Below are 20,041 nucleotides of genomic sequence, written 5' to 3' on the forward strand. Positions count from 1 at the left end.
ACGTCGCCGGGATCATAGACCCCTTCCCCGTACCCGAACGAATGGTGGCCGCATGCTCGCTGGTCTCGACGGTTTGCGCTTCCGGCACTGGCACGCCGAGTCCGCCGCCGACGGCATCGTGGTGCTCAGTTTCGACCGCGCCGGCGAAAGCGTGAATACGCTGGCGCAGGAGGTCCTGCTGGAGCTCGACGCCATCCTCGAACGCCTCGCGCTCGACCCGCCCAAGGGCCTGGTCGTGCGTTCGGCCAAGCCGGCGGGCTTCATCGCAGGCGCCGACATCCGCGAGTTCGCGGCCTTCGATGCGAAGGGCACCGTCGGCGACGCGCTGCGCCGCGGGCAGCAGGTCTTCCAGCGGCTGGCGGAAATGCGCTGCCCGACGGTCGCCGCGATCCACGGCCACTGCATGGGCGGCGGCACGGAAATCGCGCTCGCCTGCCGCGCGCGCGTGGCCTCCAACGATGCCTCCACGCGCATCGGCCTGCCCGAAGTGAAGCTCGGCATCTATCCGGGCTGGGGCGGCAGCGTGCGCTTGCCGCGCCTGGTGGGCGCGCCGGCCGCGTTCGACATGATGCTGACCGGCCGTGCGTTCTCGGCCAAGCAGGCCAAGGCGATCGGGCTCGTCGACAAGGTCGTCGAACCGGCGTTGTTGACCGATGCCGCGATCGACCTGGCGCGCAAGGGCGTCGTGCGTCCGTTCAAGCAGCGCGCGCTCGCGTGGCTCACGAATCTCTGGCCGGTGCGGCAGGCGCTCGCGCCGATGCTCGTCAAGCAGGTCGCGCGCAAGGCGCGCAAGGACCACTATCCCGCGCCGTACGCGATGATCGAAACGTGGCGTCGCGCGGGCGGAAGCATCCAGTCGCTGCTGTCGGCCGAACGCAAATCGGTGATGAAGCTCGCCTCGACGCCGACCGCGCGCAATCTCACGCGCGTGTTCTTCCTGCAGGAACGCCTGAAAAGTCTCGGCGGCAAGGACCACGGCATCGCGCGCGTGCACGTCGTCGGCGCCGGCGTGATGGGCGGCGACATCGCGGCGTGGTCGGCCTACAAGGGCTTCGAGGTCACGCTCGCCGATCGCGAGCAGCGCTTCATCGACGGCGCGCTCGCGCGTGCGCAGGACATGTTCGCCAAGCGCGTGAAAGATGAGACCAAGCGTCCCGCGGTGGCGGCGCGTCTGCGCGGCGACCTGATGGGCGACGGCGTGCGCAACGCGGACCTGGTGATCGAAGCGATCATCGAGCAGCCCGACGCGAAGCGCATGTTGTATTTCGAAGTCGAGCCGCAGATGAAACCGGATGCGTTGCTGACGACCAACACCTCCTCCATTCCGCTCGGCGAATTGCGCGAGCAACTGACGCGTCCCGCGCACTTCGCGGGACTGCATTACTTCAATCCGGTCGCGATGATGCCGCTGGTGGAAATCATCCGCCACGATGCGATGGCCGAAGACACGCAGCGTCGCCTCGCCGCGTTCTGCCGCGCGATCGACAAGTTGCCGGTGCCGGTCGCGGGGACGCCGGGGTTCCTCGTCAATCGCGTGTTGTTCCCCTACATGCTCGAAGCGATGGCCGCGTACGCCGACGGCATCCCGGGCCCGGCGATCGACAAGGCCGCGGTGAAGTTCGGCATGCCGATGGGGCCGATCGAACTGGTCGACACCGTCGGCCTAGACGTGGCCGCCAGCGTCGGGCGCGAACTCGCGCCGTTCCTCGGGCTGCCGATCCCCGCCGGGCTCGAGAACAAGCTCGAATCGGGCAAGCGCGGCAAGAAGGACGGCCAGGGCTTCTACACCTGGGAAGAAGGCAAGCCGCGCAAGCCGGAACTGCCGAAGGACTACAAGGCGCCGGACGACCTGGAAGATCGCCTGATCCTGCCGATGCTCAACGAATCGGTCGCGGCCTTGCACGACGGCGTTGTCACCGATGGCGACCTGCTCGATGCGGGCGTGATCTTCGGAACGGGCTTCGCGCCCTTCCGCGGCGGCCCGATCCAGTACATCAGGACGGTCGGGGCGGACGTGCTGGTGGCGAAGCTGAAGGCGCTGGAAAACAAGTACGGGGCGCGCTTCGCGCCGCGCGCGGGATGGGATTCCCCGGCGCTGCGGTGATTACATCGTGTGCGTCGGCTTGTCCGCGGTGAGCGTGCCGGCGAGGATCGTCTCGATCTTGTGGCGCACCGCTTCGCCTTCGGCGCTGTCGGCGAACTGCACGCCGATGCCGGCGGCGCGGTTGCCCTGCGCGCCCGGCGGCGTGACCCACACGACCTTGCCGGCGACCGGCAGGCGGTCTTTTTCTTCGAGCAGGGTGAGCAGCAGGAAGACTTCATCGCCGAGGAAGTAACGCTTCGGCGTCGGCACGAAGATGCCACCGCTTTTCAGGTACGGCATGTACGCGTTGTACAACGCGGCCTTGTCCTTGATGGCGAGCGACAGGATGCCCTGCCGTGCCCCGCCTGCCCCTGCCACTGCGCTCATCCCCGCCCCCCTCGTGCTTCACGCGCCGGCGCATCGCCGCGCCAGGCCAACAACAATTCCGTGACCGCGAGATCGGCGCGCACCGTGGTGCGCAACAGGTCTCGGGTGCGATTCGCTGCATCGAACCACGCGGCCAGCCTGCGGGTTCGCCCCGCGTCGGTCAAGCGCGCGGCCTGCTGCAAAGCGAGATCCGCTGCATGACGAAGACGCAAACCGGCGTATTCATCGGCCACCCACGCCTGCGCGGTGGCGAGCGCGCCGGCGGTGCCCTGCGCGAGTTTGTCGAGGTCCGATGCGACTTGCTTGCGCAACGCCAGGCCATCGCCGCGCAGCCATTCGTGCGCCAGGCCGGGGTGCCCGCGTGCGGCGTCGAGGGCGTCTTCTGCGGCGGCGGGCTTGTGGCCTTGCGCCGCAAGCCACGCAAGCGCTTCTTCACCCGTCGGGAGGTTGAACTCGACGCGATGGGTGCGGCTGCGGATCGTCGCGGACAGGCGCGCCGGATGCGCGCTCAGCAACCACAGATACCGGCCCGGCTGCGGTTCCTCGAGCGTCTTGAGCAATGCGTTGGCGGCGGCGTGGTTGATCGCATCGGCAGGGTCGAGCACCGCGACCTGCGCGCCGCCGTACTGCGGCGTCAGCGCGAGTCGTTCGGACAACTCGCGGATCTGCTGGATGATGATCTCGGTGCGCAGCTTCGTCCCTTCCGTGTTCGGAATGAACGACACGCGCGAATAGTCCGGGTGCGTGCCCGCGACGAACAACTGGCAACTCTTGCACGCACCGCACGGCTCGCCCGATGCGGGCGGCTGGCGACACAACACGCGCTGCGCCAGGCGTTCGACCACCGCGCGCTTGCCGATGCCGGCCGGGCCCGCGAACAACACGCCGTGGCCCAGCCGCCCGGCGGCATGCACCGACACGAGATGGTCGTACACGCGTTGCTGCCAGGGCGCGAGCGGTGTCACAGTGCGTGTTCCATGTAGTGCTGCAACAACGCGGTGGCGCGCATGGCGACGTCTTCGGCGGAGGCGGCGGCATCGATGACGCGGATGCGATCGGGCTCGCCGCCGGCGCGCGCGAGGTAGGCGGCGCGCACGCGCTCGAAGAATTCGTCGCGTTCGCGTTCGATACGGTCGGGCACGAGATCGCGCACGCGCGTGCGTTCGCGCCCCTGTTGCACGCCGAGGTCGAGCAGCAGCGTCAGCCCCGGACGCACGACGACGAAGCGGCGTTCGAGGTCGGCGATCAATGCCGCATCCAGCCCGCGTCCGCCGCCCTGGTAGGCGAAGCTGGAATCGGTGAAGCGATCCGACAGCACCCAGGCATTGCGGTGCAACGCCGGGAGCACCGTTTCGCGCACGTGCTGGGCGCGCGCGGCGAACATCAGCAACAGTTCGGTTTCCGCCGACGCCGGCTCGTGCGTGGGATCGAGCAGCAGGTCGCGGATGCGTTCGGCCAGCGGCGTGCCGCCGGGCTCGCGCGTGCAGACGACTTCCGCGCCTGTCGCCATCAGCACATCGCGCACGGCGTTGAGTACCGTCGACTTGCCCGCGCCTTCGCCGCCTTCGAGCGTGATGAAACGCGGTTGCGTGACCAGGCCCGTCATTGCGCGCGGTTCCTTGCGCGATAGCGCGCCATGTACGCGCGCCAGGCGGCCTGGTGCTCCGCGTAGTTCTTGCTGAAGACATGGCGGCCGCTGCCGTCGCCGACGGCCATGAAATACAACGCTTCGCCGCCCGCCGGATTGGTGGCGGCGCGCAGCGCGTCGATGCCCGGCATCGCGATCGGCGTGGGCGGCAGGCCCGCGATCTTGTAGGTGTTGTAAGGCGTGGCGGCCTGCAGGTCCGCCTTGCGGATGTTGCCCGCGTACGCGCTGCCCATACCGTAGATGACCGTCGGATCCGTCTCCAGGCGCATGCCGAGTTTCAGGCGGCGCGCGAACACGCCCGCGATTTGAGGACGCTCGTCGGCCACGCCGGTTTCCTTCTCGACGATGGAGGCGAGGATCAACGCTTCGTCCTTCGATTTCAGCACCGTGTCCTTCGCGCGATCCTCCCATGCACCGTCGAGGGCGCGCGTCATCGCCTCGTGCGCGCGGCGCAGGATGTCGAGGTCGCTGTCGCCGCGGACGAACTGGTAGGTCTCCGGCAGGAAGCGCCCTTCCGGATGCTGGCCCGCGTGGCCGAGCTTGACCATCAGCGCGGCGTCGGTGATGTCGCCGGTTTCGTGCTGCAGCATGGTGTCGCGCGCGAGCGCCGCGCGCAGGTCGCGCATGGTCCAGCCGGGCACGATCATGAAGCCGCGGCTGATGACACGGCCATCGCGCATCGCCTTGAGCAGGTCGCGCGGCGTCATGCCGGCTTCCAGCGCGTACTCGCCCACCTGGATCTTGTTGGCCGCGCCGAGCTCGCGCGCGAGCGCCTGCCATTCGACGCGATGGCCGGCGACGATGCCCGCCTCGCGCAAGCGCACGAGCACCTTGGACAACGAGTCGCCGGGTTGCACCACCAGCGTCTCGCCCTGCTCGATGCCCGCCATGGGCGCATCGGCGAATCCGGCGTAACGCTGCCACGCCCAGAACGCCGCGCCGGCGAGTGCGAGCAGCACGACGAGGACGAACAGTTTCGAGATGCCGCGGCTGCGGCGTGGGCCGGGCTGCCGGCTGCGTCGACTTCGGGTCACGCCACCTCCATGGTCGGTCAATGTCCGGCGGCGAAACCGGGATGCACGCGCGCCAGGCGCTGCCGCAGCTCCGCCACGGCCGGGTGCGGCGAGTAGGCGTGCTCGCCGATCCGTGCCACCGGCAGGATACCGCGCACGGCATTGCAGAGCAGGACAGCGTCGGCGCTTTCGACGTCGGCCGGCCGCATGCGGGATTCCGCCGCGCCGGTTTGCGACAGGAGCCACGCGCGGCACGTGCCGGCCACCCCGCATCGGTCGACCATGGGGGTCGACCAGCGATCGCCGTGCAGGACGAACAGGTTCGCCGAGGTCGCGCAGACGACATCGCCTTCGGTGCTGCGCATCAGGCCTTCGTCGATGGCGGGGTCGTCCCATTCGCCGCGTGCGAGGACCTGCTCGAGGCGATTGCAGTGTTTGAGGCCGGCGAGCGCGGGTTGCACGGCGAGCGCGGTGGCGCACCAGCGCAGGACGAGGCCGCCTTCGCGCGGCGCTGGCGGCAAGGGGTGGCGGGAATAGCGCCAGACCGGATGCGCGTCCGCGTCGCGTGCGTACCCGCGGGCACCGCCGCCGCGCGTGACGATCAGTTTGGCGACGCCGTCGTGACCGCGGCCGAACAGTTCATGCTGCGCCCGTGCGATCAGGAGGTCCGACGGCAGAGTGAGCCCGAGCCGTTCCGCGCCGGCTTCCATGCGCGCACGATGCGCCGTCCACCAATGCACGTTGCCGTGGTGGACGCGCATCGTTTCGAACACGCCATCGCCGTAGGCGAATCCGCGGGAATCGCCGGGCAGGACGTTAACGTGCGCGCCGCCGAGGAAGATCAACTCGCTCATTCGCCCGCCCCCAGCGCGCGCAACAAGCCCTTCGCCTTCGCGCGGGTTTCCTCGAGTTCGCGTTGCGGCACCGAGTCGATCACGATGCCCGCGCCCGTGCGGAAGCGCAGCGTGTCGCCTTCGAGTTCCGCGCTGCGGATGAGGATATTGAGGTCGAGGTCGCCGTCGCGGTTCAACCAGCCGAACGCGCCGGTGTAGGCACCGCGCCCCTGCCCTTCCAGCGCGGCGATGATTTGCATGCAGCGCACCTTCGGGCAACCGGTGATCGTGCCGCCGGGGAACACCGCGCGGATGACGTCGCCCGGCGTGGCGTCCTCGCGCAGGCGGCCGCGCACGTTGCTCACGATGTGGTGGACGTGCGCGTAGCTTTCGACGGTCATCAACTCGTCGACTTCCACGCTGCCCGGCGTGCAGACGCGGCCCAGGTCGTTGCGTTCGAGGTCGATGAGCATCACGTGCTCGGCGCGTTCCTTCGGATGGCCGACGAGTTCGCGGATGCGTTCGGCTTCGTCGTCGCCCGGCAAGCGCGGACGCGTGCCGGCGATGGGACGCGTTTCGACGGCGTCGCCGCGGATCGACACCAGCCGCTCCGGCGACGAACTGACGATCGCCCAATCGCTGCCGGAAAACAGACCGGCGAACGGTGCGGGATTCGCGGTCCGCAGGCGTTGGTGCAACTCCGCCGGCGGCAACGGCGCATCGAAACGCGCGCGCCATCCGCGCGAGAGATTCACCTGGAACACGTCGCCGGCTGCGAGGTGTTCGATCACGCGTTCCACGCCGCCGGTGAAGCGATCCGGTGTGTCTTCTTCGATGCTCGCCGGCGCGCGCCATTCGGGCAGCGCGGGCAACGTGGCGGCCGCGCGCGCGTCGTCGCGGAGCGTGTCGATCCAATCGCGCTGCGATGCTTCGGCGATCGCGAACACTTCGCCCGTCGCGTGGTCGCGCAATACCGCCGCCGGGCTGCGCATCGCATAGGCGATGGGCACGCGGCCTTCGGCCTGCGGCAGCCGCAGCACGGGTTCGACTTCGCCCGCGAGTTCGTATGCGAGGAAGACCACCCAACCGCCGCGGAAAGGCCAGCGCGGTTCGTCGCGCGAAACGCGTTCGGCGCGCCAGGCATCATCGAGTGCGGAGAGGAAGTCGCCTGCGACCGTGCGGCCATCGCGATCGCGCACGAGGCCATCGCGATCCAGGCGCAACAGTGCGCCGCCGTCGACGAACAGCATGTCCCAGCGCCCCTGCGCCGTTCCGTGCGCGCTGGATTCCAGCAGCACCGGGTAACGCGCCGGGGCCTGCCGGTGCAATGCCAGCAGGTCGAGCGAGGGATCCAGCGGATGCGTGACGAGCACGGGCCCGTCTCCGTTGCGTGCCGTCAGATCCGGCGGAACACCAGCGTGCCGTTGGTGCCGCCGAAGCCGAAGCCGTTCGACACCGCGATGTCGATCTTCTTCTCGCGCGCGGTGTTGGGCACGTAATCGAGGTCGCAGCCTTCGCCCGGGTTTTCCAGGTTGATGGTCGGCGGGATGATGCCCGCGTGCAGCGCCATCACCGAGAACACCGCTTCGGCGCCGCCGGCCGCGCCGAGCAGGTGCCCGGTCATCGACTTGGTGGAGCTGACCATCGTCTTGTACGCGTGGTCGCCGAGCGCGCGCTTGATCGCGAGCGTTTCGGCCACGTCGCCCAGCGGCGTGGAGGTGCCGTGCGCGTTGAGGTACTGGACCTGGTCGGCGTTGATCTTCGCGTCCTTGAACGCGGCGGCCATGCAGCGCGCGGGGCCGTCGCCGTCTTCGCTGGGCGCGGTCATGTGGAACGCATCGGAACTGGCGCCGAAGCCGGCGAGTTCGCAATAGATGCGCGCGCCGCGGGCCTTGGCGTGTTCGTATTCCTCGAGGATGAGGATGCCGGCGCCGTCGCCGAGCACGAAGCCGTCGCGGTCGCGGTCCCACGGGCGCGAGGCGCGCTGCGGTTCGTCGTTGCGCGTGGACATCGCCTTCATCGAGCAGAAGCCGCCCATCGAGGTGGGCGTGGAGCCGCGTTCGGCGCCGCCGGCGATCATGACGTCGGCGTCGCCGTGCTGGATCAGGCGCATCGCCATGCCGATCGAGTGGTTCGACGTGGCACACGCGGAGACCGCGGAGAAATTGGGGCCCTTCGCGCCGGTGAGCAGCGAGACCTGGCCGGGCACCATGTTGATGATGGTGCTGGGCACGTAGAACGGCGAGATCTTGCGCGGGCCGCCTTCGTGCGCCTTGATGGTTTGTTCTTCGATGCCGAGCAGGCCGCCGATGCCCGAACCGATCAGCGCACCGACGCGCTCGGCGTTGGAGTCGTCGATGGTGAGGCTGGCGTCCTCGATGGCCATCATCGAAGCGGCGACGCCGTAATGGATGAACTCATCCATCTTCTTCGCGTCCTTCGGCCCCACCCAGCGGGTGACGTCGAAATCGCGGACTTCGCCGGCGATGCGCGTGGTCAGGTTGGATGCATCGAAGTGCGTCACCGGGCCGATGCCCGAACGCCCGTTGACGATGCCGTCCCACGTGCTGCCCAGGTCGTTGCCCAGCGGCGAGACGATGCCCATACCCGTTACGACGACGCGACGCATAGATTGCTCCTGTTGCAGAAACACACAGGGCCGCGATAGCGGCCCCGTGATTACGACACGCGCAAGGCGTCAGGCCTTGACGTGGGCCTTGATGTAATCGATCGCCTGCTGCACCGAGGTGATCTTCTCGGCCTCTTCGTCCGGGATCTCGCACTCGAATTCTTCCTCGAGGGCCATCACCAGTTCGACGGTGTCGAGCGAATCGGCGCCGAGGTCGTCGACGAACGAAGCGCTGTTGGTCACTTCTTCTTCCTTGACGCCAAGCTGTTCGATGACGATCTTCTTGACGCGTTCTTCGATGCTGCTCATGGATCGTGCTCCTCCAGGGAGTCTGTTCAGGCGGGTAGTGTAGTGGAAGCCGGGGGGCGGCGCGTGGAGGCCGGTCCCGGCAAGCCGGTGGTGGTGAAAGGGTGTGGAAGGCAGCCCGTGTCAGGGCATGTACATGCCACCGTTGACGTGCAGCGTCTCGCCGGTGATGTAGGCGGCCGCCGGGCCGGCCAGGAAGGCCACGGCGCGGGCGATGTCCGCCGGTTCGCCGAGGCGGCCCAGCGCGATCTGGCCCACCAGCGCGGCCTTGGCGTCCTCGGGAAGCCCGGCCGTCATGTCGGTGGCGATGAAGCCCGGGGCGACGACGTTCACGGTGATGCCGCGGCTGCCGATTTCCTTCGCGAGCGACTTGCTGAAGGCGATGATGCCGGCCTTCGCGGCGGCGTAGTTGGCCTGCCCAGCGTTGCCGGTGACGCCGATGACCGAGGCGATGTTGACGATGCGGCCCTTGCGCGCCTTCATCATGCCGCGCATGACGGCCTTGGAGGTGCGGTAGACGCTCGTCAGGTTGGTGTCGAGGATGGCCTGCCAGTCTTCGTCCTTCATGCGCATCAGCAGGTTGTCGCGCGTGATGCCGGCATTGTTGACGAGGATGGAGACGCCACCGAATTCCTTGCCGATCGCATCGATCAGCGCATCGACCGACGCGCCGTCGGTGACGTTGAGCATGCGGCCGTGGCCGCCCTTCGAAGCGAGGCGCTCGCCGATGGCGGCCGCGCCGGAATCGGAGGTCGCGGTGCCGATGACGGTGGCGCCGAGCGATGCGAGTTCGTCGGCGATGGCCGCGCCGATGCCGCGGCTCGCGCCGGTGACCAGGGCGATCTCGCCCTTCAAGGTTTGCTCGCTCATGCCTGGCTCCATTCGTTGCGTGCGGATTCCATTTCGGAGGGCGTGCCGATCGCTCGCGCGTCGAGCGATTTGTCGATGCGCTTTACGAGACCCGTCAGCACCTTGCCCGGGCCGCATTCTGCGATGCGCGTGGCGCCGCGCGAGGCGAGCGCCTGCACGCAACCGGTCCATTGCACCGGGAGGTACAACTGCCGCACGAGGGCGTCGCGGATCGATTGCACGCCGTCGTGCACTTCGGCATCGACGTTCTGGATGACGGGGCGGTCCGGCGCGGACCACGCGAGCGTGCCCATCGCTTCGGACAAGCGGTTCGCGGCTTCGCGCATCAGCGGCGTGTGCGACGGCACGCTGACGGCGAGCTTCACCGCCTTGCGCACGCCGCGTGCGGCGAGCAGTTCCAGCGCGCGATCCACCGCGGCCGCATGGCCGCCGATGACGATCTGGCCGGGCGAATTGAAATTGGCGGGGACGACGATGTCGTCGCCCGAGGCTTCCTTGCAGACCTCGAGCACGAGCGCGTCCTCGGCGCCGAGCACGGCGGCCATCGCGCCGGTGCCGGCGGGCGCTGCGTCCTGCATCAGCTGGCCGCGCAAACGGACGAGCTTGGCGCCGTCGTGCAACGACAACGCGCCCGCGGCGACGAGCGCGGCGTATTCGCCGAGGCTGTGGCCCGCGAACAACGCCGGCTGCGCCCCGCCCTGCGCCACCCATGCGCGCCATGCGGCGACGCCGGCGGCCAGCAACGCGGGCTGCGTGAATTCGGTCTTGTTGAGTTGCTCTTCCGGGCCCTGCTGCGAGAGCGTCCACAGGTCCGCGCCCGCGCCTTCGGAGGCTTCGTCGAACGCGGCGCGCACGCACTCGTCGGCGGCCGCGAGTTCGGCCAGCATGCCGACCGATTGCGAGCCCTGTCCTGGGAACACGAAGGCGAGTTGGGGGTTGCTCACGCGATCACCCGTTGCGAAGAGGGCGGCATGATAAGTGCGTTCGCCGCAAGCCGTCTGTACGACGACGTATGCTCAATAACGAATGAGCGCCGAGCCCCAGGTGAAACCACCGCCGAAGGCTTCGAGCAGCAGCAGCTGGCCGCGCTGCACCTTGCCCGAGCGCACCGCTTCGTCCAGCGCCAGCGGCACCGAGCCGGACGAGGTATTGCCGTGCTTGTCGACGGTGACGACCACGCGCTCCATCGGCATGTCCAGCCGCTTGGCGGTGGCTTCGATGATGCGCAGGTTGGCCTGGTGCGGGATCAGCCAGTCGATGTCGTGGCGATCCAGGCCGTTGGCCTCGAGGGTTTCCTCGACGACCGAATCGAGCGCCTTGACGGCGTGCTTGAACACGTCGTTGCCGCTCATGTTGATGCGCACGCCGGCGTTGGGTTCGTGTTCCTTGAACCCGACCGACACGCCGACCGGATTCCACAGCAATTCCTTCTTGCTGCCGTCGGCATGCATGTGCGTGCTGAGGATGCCCGTGTCCGCGTCGGCCTTGAGCACCACCGCGCCCGCGCCGTCGCCGAAGAGGACGGCGGTGGTGCGGTCGGTCCAGTCGACCATGCGCGTGAGCGTTTCCGAGCCGATGACCAGTGCGGTCTTGGCGGCGCCGGAACGGATGAACTTGTCGGCGACCGTCAGTGCGTAGACGAAGCCCGAGCACGCGGCGTTGACGTCGAAGGCGGGGCAGCCGTGCGCGCCCAGGCGATGCTGGACGAGGCAGGCGGTGGACGGGAACACGAGGTCCGGCGTGGTGGTGCCGAGCACGATGAGGTCGAGCTCGCTCGCCTGCACGCCTGCGGCTTCGAGCGCGCGGACGGCGGCGTGGAACGCCAGGTCGCCCGTGGTTTCGCCTTCGGCGGCCACGTGGCGCTCGCGGATGCCCGTGCGCGCGGCAATCCACTCATCGCTGGTGTCGATGATCTTCGACAGGTCGTCGTTGGTGACGACCTTCTCCGGCAAATAGCTGCCGGTACCCGCGATGCGCGCGAACACTTGCTGGGTCATGCCCCTGCCCTGATACGGATCACCGAGGTGCGCCGGCGCGGTGTCGCGCCGGCGACGCGATCGTCATTCTTCGACGATGCGGCTCTTCGACGGGACGACCTTCTTGCCGCGGTAGTAGCCGTCGGCCGTCACGTGGTGGCGCAGGTGCGTCTCGCCCGTGGTGGGGTCGGTCGACAGCTGCTTGGCGGTCAACGCGTCGTGCGAGCGGCGCATGCCGCGCTTGGACGGGGAAACACGGGACTTCTGGACAGCCATGGTCTTGCTCCGATGAAAACTTTTTAGATGTCGAAGGGGTTCAGCCCTTCGGTTTGTCCTTCAGCGCGGACAGCGCCGCGAACGGGCTTGCGCGCTGGATTTCCTCTTCCGATGCGGTCCAGTCGCGCTCGACCGCCTCGGTGCCGGGCGCCACGGGGACCACGGGGACGGCGAGGATCAATTCGTCCTCGACCAGCTCCGCGAGCCGCAGCAGGCCATCGTCGCCGACCAGCAGCGCTTCGTAGCCTTCCGGCAATGCGTTCTCCCCTTCCTCGTCGCGGATCAGACCGAGCCGTTGCACGATCTTCACCGGGAGCGCGAATCGCTGCAGGCTGCGCTGGCATTCCAGCGGCAACTTCGCATCGATGCGCAACTCGACGAAGGGGATGCGCAACATGTCCTGGCCGAACTCGACCTCGACGCGTGCGCTGCCTTCGGTACCCGCCAACGCCCCTTTCAGCCGCGGCATGTCGGACAGCGGCAACGCGCCTTCGAAGGTGCGTTGCGCCGCGACCATGCGCCAGGCGTCCAGCTGTTCCGGCAACCTGGAGGGCGAATCGGCGGACATAAGCCGGGAATTGTTAGGCACGCGCCTACCCGGTGTCAAACCGCGGGACCGCGAAATGCTTGATCCGGCAGGGAATCCGACGGCAGACTGACCGGCGAAATTATCCCCGGAAGCCTGCGTGACGACCACTGTCCTCGTCCTCTTCGCCGCGGTGGTCCTCGTGGCCCTGTTCATCCTCACGCTGCGGCGCCAGTTGGGCCGGGGCCGCCGGCAGAAGGCGGTCGCCCGCCTGCTCGACTCGGCCGACGCCCTGGAAGCCCGCCTGCGGGTGGCGCGGGCCGAGATCGAGGCGGTCGCGGGCGACGACGACAACCCCGTCCACGAAGCCCTGCGTGAAATGCTCCGCCAGCGGCTGTGGCTCCAGCAGCACGGGCAGACGGCCTCGCTGGAAGAACTCCAGGCGGTGCGCTCGTCGATCGACGCCGCCCGCGCCCGCATCGAAACCCAGCTCGAGCGCATCGAGCGCGCCCGCGCGCCGCAGACCTGAACGATGCGACTGATCCTCGCCTCCACCTCGCCCTACCGGCGGGAGCTCCTCGGCCGCCTGCGACTGCCGTTCGACGTCGTGCGGCCACAGGTCGATGAAACCCCGGCGCCGGGCGAAACCCCGTCGTCGCTGGCCCTGCGGCTGGCGTGCGCGAAGGCCGAAGCGGTCGCGCGCGCCCACCCGGCGGCCTGGGTCATCGGCTCCGACCAGGTCGCCGACCTCGACGGCACGCCGCTCGGCAAGTCCGGGGACCGCGACACGGCGATCGGCCAACTGCTCGCGATGTCCGCGCGCACCGTGGTGTTTCGCACCGCGGTGAGCGTGCGTCGTGGCGATGTCGCGTTCGATTCGGTCGATTGCACCCGCGTGCGTTTCCGCCGGTTGTCGCGCGAGGAAGTCGAGCGTTACGTCGACGCAGAGCAGCCGTTCGATTGCGCGGGCAGTTTCAAGTCGGAGGGTTACGGGATCGCGTTGTTCGACGCGATCGAAACCCACGACCCCACCGCCCTCATCGGCCTGCCGATGATCGCCACCGCGCGCATGTTGCGCACGGCGGGTTTCGCCCTGCCCTGACGCTCAATCGACGATGCGCAGCGGTTGCTCGGGCCACTGCTCGACGCTGCCGTCGCGCCCCGTCAGGCGCAAGCCAAGCCAGTGCAGGCCCGGCGACACCGAACCGGCGCGCACGCGCGCGGTCCATGCGACGTAGGGATGCTGCGGATCGTTGGATTCGCGCCAGAAGCCGCGGATGCCGACGTGCTGCTGCCCGTAGTCGGCGACGCCGACCACTTGCCCATCCAGCGTGACTTCCACGCGCGCGATCCCGACGCCGTCCTTGAAGGCCCACCCCGCCGCTTCGAAATCTCGCGACACGCGCGCCTTCGCCAGCGGCGCGTCGATGTAGGCCATCGCCGGCGCGGTGCATTCGCCCGATTGCTTCTGCGCGGGCATGCGGAACAGCAGGAAGCGTTGGCGGCCGTGGTCGATGTTAACTACGCGCGGCGGCGGCAACGGGCCGAGCAAGTCGCACAACGCGTGGTAGTGCCGCAGCAATTCGCGATATCGCACTTCCGATGCGCCGACGACGAGCAGCAACGGTTGGTCGCCGAGCGAGGCGCGATCGTGCGCGAGCAGCTTCCACACATCCAGCTGCGGCGCGCGTCCGTGCAGGGCGTTGAGGCGGTGCGGGAGCACCGCGATGTCGGGGGTGTCGAGCGCGAAGCCGAGTTCGGCGCCGACCTTGAAATTGTCGGCCACGATGCGCGTCTCGCGCGGCAGCTTCGCGCGCTCGTCGCGCACCGCGTCGGCCAGCGCATCCCAGCCGGCGAAATTGGCCGGATACCACTTCGCGGCGGCGAAGCGAGCGCGCGCCGCGGGACTCGATACGACGACGTAATACCCGAGCATCGCGACCAGGCCCGCCGCCGCGAGGACCCACGTCGCGCGACGCCATCCGCGCGGCCACTGCGCGAGCGTCGCCGGCACCAGAGGCAACAGCGCGTACAGTCCGGCGAGCGTCCAGTGGAAGCTCACGCGTTCGTTGTCTGCGAAGAAACCGAGCAGACAGAACGCGACCACGGTGCCGCCACCGATCAACGCGAAGTACCGCGCCTGGTGGCGATCGGCCCCTTGCCCGTGCCAGCCGCGCACCGCCGCGTGCGCCATCGCGGCGAACAACAGCGGCGTGGCGAGCACGGCCTGCACGACGAAGAACCACGCGCCGTCGAAATGAAAGTTCCAGGGATGGCGGTCGACGAGCTGGAAGCGCAGGCCCGCTTCGGCGTTGTCGAGATTCCAGACGATCAACGGCGTCCACGCGATCGCACCGATCGCCAGCGCGACCCACGTGCGCACGTCCTTCAGCACGTGCCGCCCGCGCGGGAACGCCAGGAACGCGATGAAGCCGACGGCGACCACCGCGGCGAAGCGATAGTGGCTCAATGCGCCGATGGCCAGGCCGGCGGCGAGTTCGAGCGCGGCGGCGGGATCCACCTTGCGCAACATGCGCGCGCCGGCATCGACGCACAGCAACGTCGCGAAAGCCATCGGCACATCGGGCAGCGCGAGCAACCCGAGCGTCCCGCCCAGGGGCAGCAACACCGCGAGCAAGCCCGCCTGCCACGCGAACACGTCCCCCGTGCGATCACCGTCGACCGGTGCGCACGCCTGCCGCGCGATGCGGACGACCAGCCACGGCAACGCCGCGCCGAGCAACAGGAACGGCCAGCGCAACCCGAAGACGTTGGTGCCCGCGACGGCCGTGCCCAGGCGCGCGAGCCATGCGGTCAGGCCCGGCAGGTCCGAATACGCGAGTGCGAGATGCCGCCCTTCCTGCCAGTAGAAGGCTTCGTCGACGAACGGCGGCAGGCGCATGGCGACGAGCAGCTTGATGGCCGCCACGGTGCCCCACACCCACAGGAACGCGCGTCGTGCGCGTCGTGCGTCTTGTTCGTTCCGCATCGACCCCGGCCTCGTTAGACTCGAACTCGTACACTCCATCGCACACGTGCCCAACCCAGCAGGAAGCGTATGTCCGCACTCCCGGCCGCGAAGATGCTACCCGATGCGCTGCGCCAGGCCCTGCGGGACGGCCAGGACCAGGTGAATTCCCTGGTGCTGGGCAAGGCGCAGGAAGTCCGGCTGGCGTTCGTCGCGCTGCTGTCCGACGGCCACCTGCTGATCGAGGACCTGCCCGGGCTGGGCAAGACCACGCTGGCCCACGCGATGGCGGCCACCCTGGGCCTGGGCTTCCAGCGCGTGCAGTTCACCTCCGACCTGCTGCCGGCCGACATCCTCGGCGTGTCGGTGTTCGATGCGCAATCGCGGCGTTTCGATTTCCACCCCGGACCGATTTTCGCGCACGTGCTGCTGGCCGATGAAATCAATCGCGCGCCGCCGCGGACGCAGAGCGCATTGCTCGAAGCGATGGCCGAACACCAGGTCACCGTCGACGGGCGCACGCATGCGCTGCCCTCGCCGTTCTTCGTGATCGCCACGCAAAACCCGGTGGACCTGGCGGGCACGTATCCGCTGCCCGACTCGCAACTCGACCGGTTCCTGCTGCGGCTCACGCTCGGCTATCCGGGCGAGGACGCCGAACGCGCGCTGCTCGCGGGCATCGACCGCCGCGAACTGATCGCGCAGGTCAAACCCATCCTCGGCAATGCCGACGTGCTCGCGTTGCGCACCGCCGCCAGCGACGTCCACACGGGCGATGCGCTCGTGTCGTACGTGCAGGCGTTGCTTGCGCGCAGCCGGCGGCACCCGGGCGTGCGCGTGGGCTTGTCGCCGCGCGCGGGCCTCGCGTTGCTGCGCGCCGCGCGTGCGTACGCGTTGCTGCTCGGCCGCGAGCACGTGGTGCCCGAGGACGTGCAAGCCCTGTTCGCCCCGGTGGCGGCGCATCGCCTCGTCGCCGATGCGGACGCGGGCGACGGCGCATCGCTGGCGCGCGCGATCCTGCACGCGGTTCCCGTCGACTGACCATGCGCGGCACGATGCACCGCCTCCGTGCGCGCATCGAGGCGTTCGCGCGCCCGCGCGGGCCGGAAGCCTTCCCGATCGAACTGCATCGCGGCCGCATCTACGTGCTGCCCACGCGCTTCGGCCTGTTCCTCTCGGCCGCGCTGATCGCGATGGGGCTCGGTGCGCTGAACTACAACAACAATCCGGCATTGCTGCTGATGCTGCTGCTCGCGGGCGCCGCGCTGACGAGCATGCTCAGCGCGCACCTGCAATTGAGCGGATTGCGGTTCGTCGCCGTCGGCGCCGATCCGGTGCCCGCCGGCACGCCGATCCTCGTGCGCGTGCATGCGCGCGCCGATACGCGCGGCCGCGCGCGGCGCGGCATGCGCGTGGATTGCGAAGACGGCGCGGGCACGCTGTCGCTGGTCGACGGCACGGGCGATGCGGAAATCGCGTTGCCGACGGTGCGGCGCGGTTGGTTGGACGTGCCGCGGCTGCGCGTGTCGACCACGCGTCCGCTCGGCATCGTGCGGGCGTGGTCATGGATCTGGCCCGAGCAACCGATGCTCGTCTATCCGCACCCCGAACCCGACGGCCCGCCGTTGCCCGAAGGCGCGGGCGAAGCCGCCGCGGCGCGCCTGCATCCGCTCGGCGACGACGTACACCACCTGCGCGCGTACCGCCGCGGCGATGCGCCGCGCACGATCGCGTGGAAGCCCACGGCACGCCTGGGCAACCTGCTCGTGCGCGAATACGAACGCCCGCAGTCGGCCGACATCGTGCTCGATTGGCAGGCCTTGCACGGCTTGGATACCGAAGCGCGCATCCGCCGGCTCGCACGCTGGGTGGATGAAGCCGAACGCGACGCGCGCCGGTATCGCCTGGTGGTGCCCGGCCATGCGGCGATCGGCCCCGGGCAAGGTCCCGCGCATCGGCACGCGTGCCTGCGTGCGCTCGCGCTGCTGCCGGCACGCGCATGACGACGCCGATGTCATCGACCCGGATTTCATCGACGCGCATCCGGCTCGACCCGCGCTCGCGCGCGACCGTGCTGATCGCTGGCGCCGCGTGCGTGCTGCCCCTGTTGCTGCGGCTCGAACCGAAGCTCGCCATCGGGACCGCGGTCGCCGGTGTCGCGGTCGCGATCGGCGCGTGGCGGCGTCCGCTGCCGGCGTGGTTGCGCGTGATGCTCGCGCTGGGCCTGGCCGTCGCGGTGTTCGCGACGATGGGCGTCAACTTCGGCCGTGATACCGGTTGCGCGATCCTCGCCGCGATGCTCGCGGTGAAGCCCGCGGAAACCGACAGCGTGCGCGACGGACGCAGCTTGCTCGGGTTCGCGTTGTTCGCGCCGTTCGCGACCTTCCTGCTCGACCAGGTGCCGTTGTCGCTCGTCCTCGGGCTGGTCGCGGTGGTGTGCGCCTTGCTGGCGATGCAGCGTTTGTCGGACCTGGAATCGGGCGAGCTGCAGGACGAGGTGGCGTGGTGGAAGCGGCTCGCGGGGGTCGGGCGCATGCTCGCGCTCGGGTTGCCGATCGCGCTGGCCGCGTTCTGGTTGTTCCCGCGACTGGCCACGCCGCTGTGGGGCGTGCCCGATCGCGCACAGGCGCGGCCGGGGCTCGCGGACAGCATGTCGCCCAGCGATTGGGAAGACATGGCGCTCGACGACACGCCCGCCGCGCGGGTGCGGTTCTTCGGCAACACGCCCTCGCAATCGCAGATGTATTTCCGCGGACCGGTGTTCAGCGACTACGACGGGCGCACGTGGTCGCGCGCGCGCTGGGCCGTCGCGTATCCCGTCGCGCCCGTACGCAGCGGCCGCACGCGGTGGGATTACGAATTGTCGATGGAGCCCACCGACCGCCGGCAGCTCGTCGCACTCGACGTGCCGCTCGCGGCGCCGGCGAATGCGTTCCTCGGCGAGGACCGCGCGCTGCGCGTCGAACGACCGCTGGATTCGGTGACGCGCTGGCGCATGCGGTCCGGTGAAGTCGCGCGCTTCGGCGACACCACGCTCGCGCCCTTCCTGCGCACGCGCAACCTGGCGTTGCCGGAGGGATTCAACCCGCGCACCGTCGCGCTCGCGCGCCAATGGCGGCAGGACGCGGGCACGGACGATGCGGCCATCGTCAACCGCGCACTCGACTGGATCCGCCGCGATTTCGGTTACACGTTGCAGATCACGCTCGCGGGGCGCAACGCGGTCGACCAGTTCCTGTTCGTCGACAAGCGCGGATATTGCGAGCAGTTCGCGGGGTCGTTCGTCGTGCTGATGCGCGCGGCGGGCATTCCCGCGCGCGTGGTGGGTGGCTATGCGGGCGCCGAATACAACGCGGTCGGCGAATACTGGGTCGTGCGGCGCTCCGATGCGCACGCATGGGCCGAGGTGTGGCTCGCCGACCGCGGATGGACTCGCATCGACCCCACCGCGGCGGTCGCGCCGGAAAACGTCTTCGACACGCTGGCCGATCGCCGAGCCGATGGCGGCCTGATGGCGTCCCTGCAACCGGTATGGGATGTCGGCGATTGGGCGTTGAACGGGTGGAACGAGTTCGTCCTCGGGTTCAACGCCGAGCGGCAACGCGCGTTGTTCCGTCCCTTCGGGCTGGGCGACATCGACACCGAGTTGTTGCTGATGCTGTTTTCGCTGATCGCCCTGACCTGCCTGGCGGCGACGGTGTGGCTCCTGAGCCGCGATGCGCGCGAGCGCGATCCCTTGCTGCGCGCCTGGCATCGCCTCGGGCGCCGGTACGCGAAGCTGGGCCTGGCCCGTGCGCCGCACGAGCCGGCGCTCGACTGGGCGCGGCGGGTGGACCGTGCGCGGACCGGGGGCGACGCGGCCTTGCGCGCGCTCGGCGAGCGTTTCAGTCGGTGGCGGTACGGGGTGCGTCGGGGTGAAGCCGTCGAAGGGCTGAACGCCCTGCTCCGCGACCTGCGTGCACACCGCCCGTAACGCCGGCTGGGCGTATCGTGTGCATCATGAAGCGCCCGAGCGGGCGCCTGATTGGAGACGTGCCATGACGAAGTTCCGTTTCGGTGCGCTGGCCGTGGCGAGCGCGTTGCTCGCGGCCTGCGTGACGCAGCCGATGCCGCTGCAGGGCGAGTACCTCGCCGTCACGCCGCGCGATGCGGCGGCGCAGCAGGTCACCGGTTCGGTCGTGCGTTGGGGCGGGCGCATCGTGCAGACGCTGCCGCGCGACAACAACACCTGTTTCGAAGTGCTGGCCACGCCGCTGGATTCCAGCGCGCGCCCGCACTACAACTCCGACACCGACGACGGCCGTTTCATCGCCTGCCGCAGCGGGTTCTACGACCCGGCGGTGTTCGAGCCGAATCGCGAGGTGACCTTCACCGGCCACATCGACGGTTACGACACGCGCAAGATCGGCGGGTTCGATTACAAGTTCCCGCGCATGGCGGCCGACGTGGTCTACCTGTGGCCGATCCGCGAACGCGTCGATGTGCTGACCTACCCCGCGCCGTGGCCGTGGTGGGGTTACTGGTAA

21 protein-coding genes are annotated in these 20,041 nt (G+C 69.3%); 7 read left to right on the forward strand and 14 right to left on the reverse strand.

All coding sequences use genetic code 11. The annotated features are described in order from the left end of the window. Positions 1–52 precede the first annotated feature (52 nt). A complete protein-coding gene (locus tag LF41_RS09620) occupies positions 53–2,104 on the forward strand; it encodes a 3-hydroxyacyl-CoA dehydrogenase NAD-binding domain-containing protein (RefSeq protein ID WP_036169037.1) in 2,052 nt (683 codons plus the stop codon). On the opposite strand, the gene LF41_RS09625 is transcribed toward LF41_RS09620, so the two are convergent. From LF41_RS09625 to LF41_RS09685, 13 genes are all read right to left on the reverse strand, one after another. Then, entirely contained in the window at positions 2,105–2,470 is a 366-nt protein-coding gene (locus LF41_RS09625) for a PilZ domain-containing protein (RefSeq protein WP_036169039.1), read from the reverse strand. Beyond that, a complete protein-coding gene (locus LF41_RS09630) occupies positions 2,467–3,435 on the reverse strand; it encodes a DNA polymerase III subunit delta' (protein WP_036169041.1) in 969 nt (322 codons plus the stop codon). Before LF41_RS09630 ends, LF41_RS09625 begins: the two co-directional genes overlap by 4 nt. Then, on the reverse strand, positions 3,432–4,076 hold the full coding sequence (gene tmk / locus LF41_RS09635; RefSeq protein ID WP_036169044.1) for a dTMP kinase: 645 nt from the start codon (positions 4,074–4,076) through the stop codon (positions 3,432–3,434). Before tmk ends, LF41_RS09630 begins: the two co-directional genes overlap by 4 nt. Beyond that, positions 4,073–5,152 (reverse strand): endolytic transglycosylase MltG, encoded by a 1,080-nt coding sequence (mltG, locus tag LF41_RS09640; RefSeq protein WP_425599473.1) that lies wholly within the window; start codon positions 5,150–5,152, stop codon positions 4,073–4,075. The genes tmk and mltG overlap by 4 nt, the downstream gene beginning before the upstream one ends. A gap of 17 nt (positions 5,153–5,169) precedes the next feature. Next, positions 5,170–5,985 (reverse strand): aminodeoxychorismate lyase, encoded by an 816-nt coding sequence (pabC, locus tag LF41_RS09645; protein WP_036169046.1) that lies wholly within the window; start codon positions 5,983–5,985, stop codon positions 5,170–5,172. Beyond that, positions 5,982–7,337 (reverse strand): aminodeoxychorismate synthase component I, encoded by a 1,356-nt coding sequence (locus LF41_RS09650; RefSeq protein WP_036169048.1) that lies wholly within the window; start codon positions 7,335–7,337, stop codon positions 5,982–5,984. Before LF41_RS09650 ends, pabC begins: the two co-directional genes overlap by 4 nt. A gap of 23 nt (positions 7,338–7,360) precedes the next feature. After that, positions 7,361–8,593 carry a beta-ketoacyl-ACP synthase II gene (gene fabF, locus LF41_RS09655; RefSeq protein ID WP_084073521.1) on the reverse strand — a complete coding sequence of 411 codons (1,233 nt, stop codon included), beginning with the start codon at positions 8,591–8,593 and terminating at the stop codon, positions 7,361–7,363. 69 nt (positions 8,594–8,662) lie between these two features. Further along, positions 8,663–8,902, reverse strand: coding sequence for an acyl carrier protein (acpP, locus tag LF41_RS09660; protein ID WP_036169052.1), 240 nt, complete (start codon positions 8,900–8,902; stop codon positions 8,663–8,665). A 120-nt stretch (positions 8,903–9,022) separates the two neighbouring features. Further along, positions 9,023–9,769, reverse strand: a complete 747-nt coding sequence (fabG, locus tag LF41_RS09665; protein ID WP_036169055.1) for a 3-oxoacyl-ACP reductase FabG — start codon at positions 9,767–9,769, stop codon at positions 9,023–9,025. Continuing rightward, complete coding sequence (gene fabD / locus LF41_RS09670) at positions 9,766–10,713, reverse strand: ACP S-malonyltransferase (protein ID WP_036169057.1); 948 nt, start codon at positions 10,711–10,713, stop codon at positions 9,766–9,768. Before fabD ends, fabG begins: the two co-directional genes overlap by 4 nt. A 72-nt stretch (positions 10,714–10,785) precedes the next feature. Further along, positions 10,786–11,766 (reverse strand): beta-ketoacyl-ACP synthase III, encoded by a 981-nt coding sequence (locus tag LF41_RS09675; RefSeq protein WP_036169059.1) that lies wholly within the window; start codon positions 11,764–11,766, stop codon positions 10,786–10,788. 63 nt (positions 11,767–11,829) lie between these two features. Continuing rightward, positions 11,830–12,021 carry a 50S ribosomal protein L32 gene (gene rpmF / locus LF41_RS09680; RefSeq protein ID WP_036169062.1) on the reverse strand — a complete coding sequence of 64 codons (192 nt, stop codon included), beginning with the start codon at positions 12,019–12,021 and terminating at the stop codon, positions 11,830–11,832. Between the two features lie 40 nt (positions 12,022–12,061). Further along, a complete protein-coding gene (locus LF41_RS09685) occupies positions 12,062–12,589 on the reverse strand; it encodes a YceD family protein (protein ID WP_036169064.1) in 528 nt (175 codons plus the stop codon). A gap of 118 nt (positions 12,590–12,707) precedes the next feature. Between LF41_RS09685 and LF41_RS09690 the strand changes: the two genes are divergently transcribed. After that, a complete protein-coding gene (locus tag LF41_RS09690) occupies positions 12,708–13,076 on the forward strand; it encodes a hypothetical protein (RefSeq protein WP_036169066.1) in 369 nt (122 codons plus the stop codon). 3 nt (positions 13,077–13,079) lie between these two features. Beyond that, positions 13,080–13,649, forward strand: a complete 570-nt coding sequence (locus LF41_RS09695) for a Maf family protein (protein ID WP_036169068.1) — start codon at positions 13,080–13,082, stop codon at positions 13,647–13,649. Positions 13,650–13,652: 3 nt separating this feature from the next. Here LF41_RS09695 and LF41_RS09700 read toward each other — a convergent pair whose 3' ends face one another. Then, entirely contained in the window at positions 13,653–15,536 is a 1,884-nt protein-coding gene (locus tag LF41_RS09700) for an ArnT family glycosyltransferase (RefSeq protein ID WP_036169069.1), read from the reverse strand. A 69-nt stretch (positions 15,537–15,605) separates the two neighbouring features. Between LF41_RS09700 and LF41_RS09705 the strand changes: the two genes are divergently transcribed. The 4 genes from LF41_RS09705 to LF41_RS09720 all read left to right on the forward strand — a co-directional run bounded on the left by LF41_RS09705 (position 15,606) and on the right by LF41_RS09720 (position 20,041). Beyond that, positions 15,606–16,556: an AAA family ATPase gene (locus LF41_RS09705; protein WP_052116300.1), complete on the forward strand. Its 951-nt coding sequence runs from the start codon at positions 15,606–15,608 to the stop codon at positions 16,554–16,556. Between the two features lie 2 nt (positions 16,557–16,558). Next, positions 16,559–17,518 carry a DUF58 domain-containing protein gene (locus LF41_RS09710; protein ID WP_036169071.1) on the forward strand — a complete coding sequence of 320 codons (960 nt, stop codon included), beginning with the start codon at positions 16,559–16,561 and terminating at the stop codon, positions 17,516–17,518. Positions 17,519–17,526: 8 nt separating this feature from the next. Then, positions 17,527–19,488, forward strand: a complete 1,962-nt coding sequence (locus tag LF41_RS09715; protein WP_152599974.1) for a transglutaminase TgpA family protein — start codon at positions 17,527–17,529, stop codon at positions 19,486–19,488. A gap of 64 nt (positions 19,489–19,552) precedes the next feature. Continuing rightward, positions 19,553–20,041, forward strand: coding sequence for a Slp family lipoprotein (locus LF41_RS09720; RefSeq protein WP_036169073.1), 489 nt, complete (start codon positions 19,553–19,555; stop codon positions 20,039–20,041).

It is taken from the genome of Lysobacter dokdonensis DS-58 (assembly GCF_000770795.1).
In the GTDB taxonomy this organism is placed as follows: domain Bacteria; phylum Pseudomonadota; class Gammaproteobacteria; order Xanthomonadales; family Xanthomonadaceae; genus Noviluteimonas; species Noviluteimonas dokdonensis.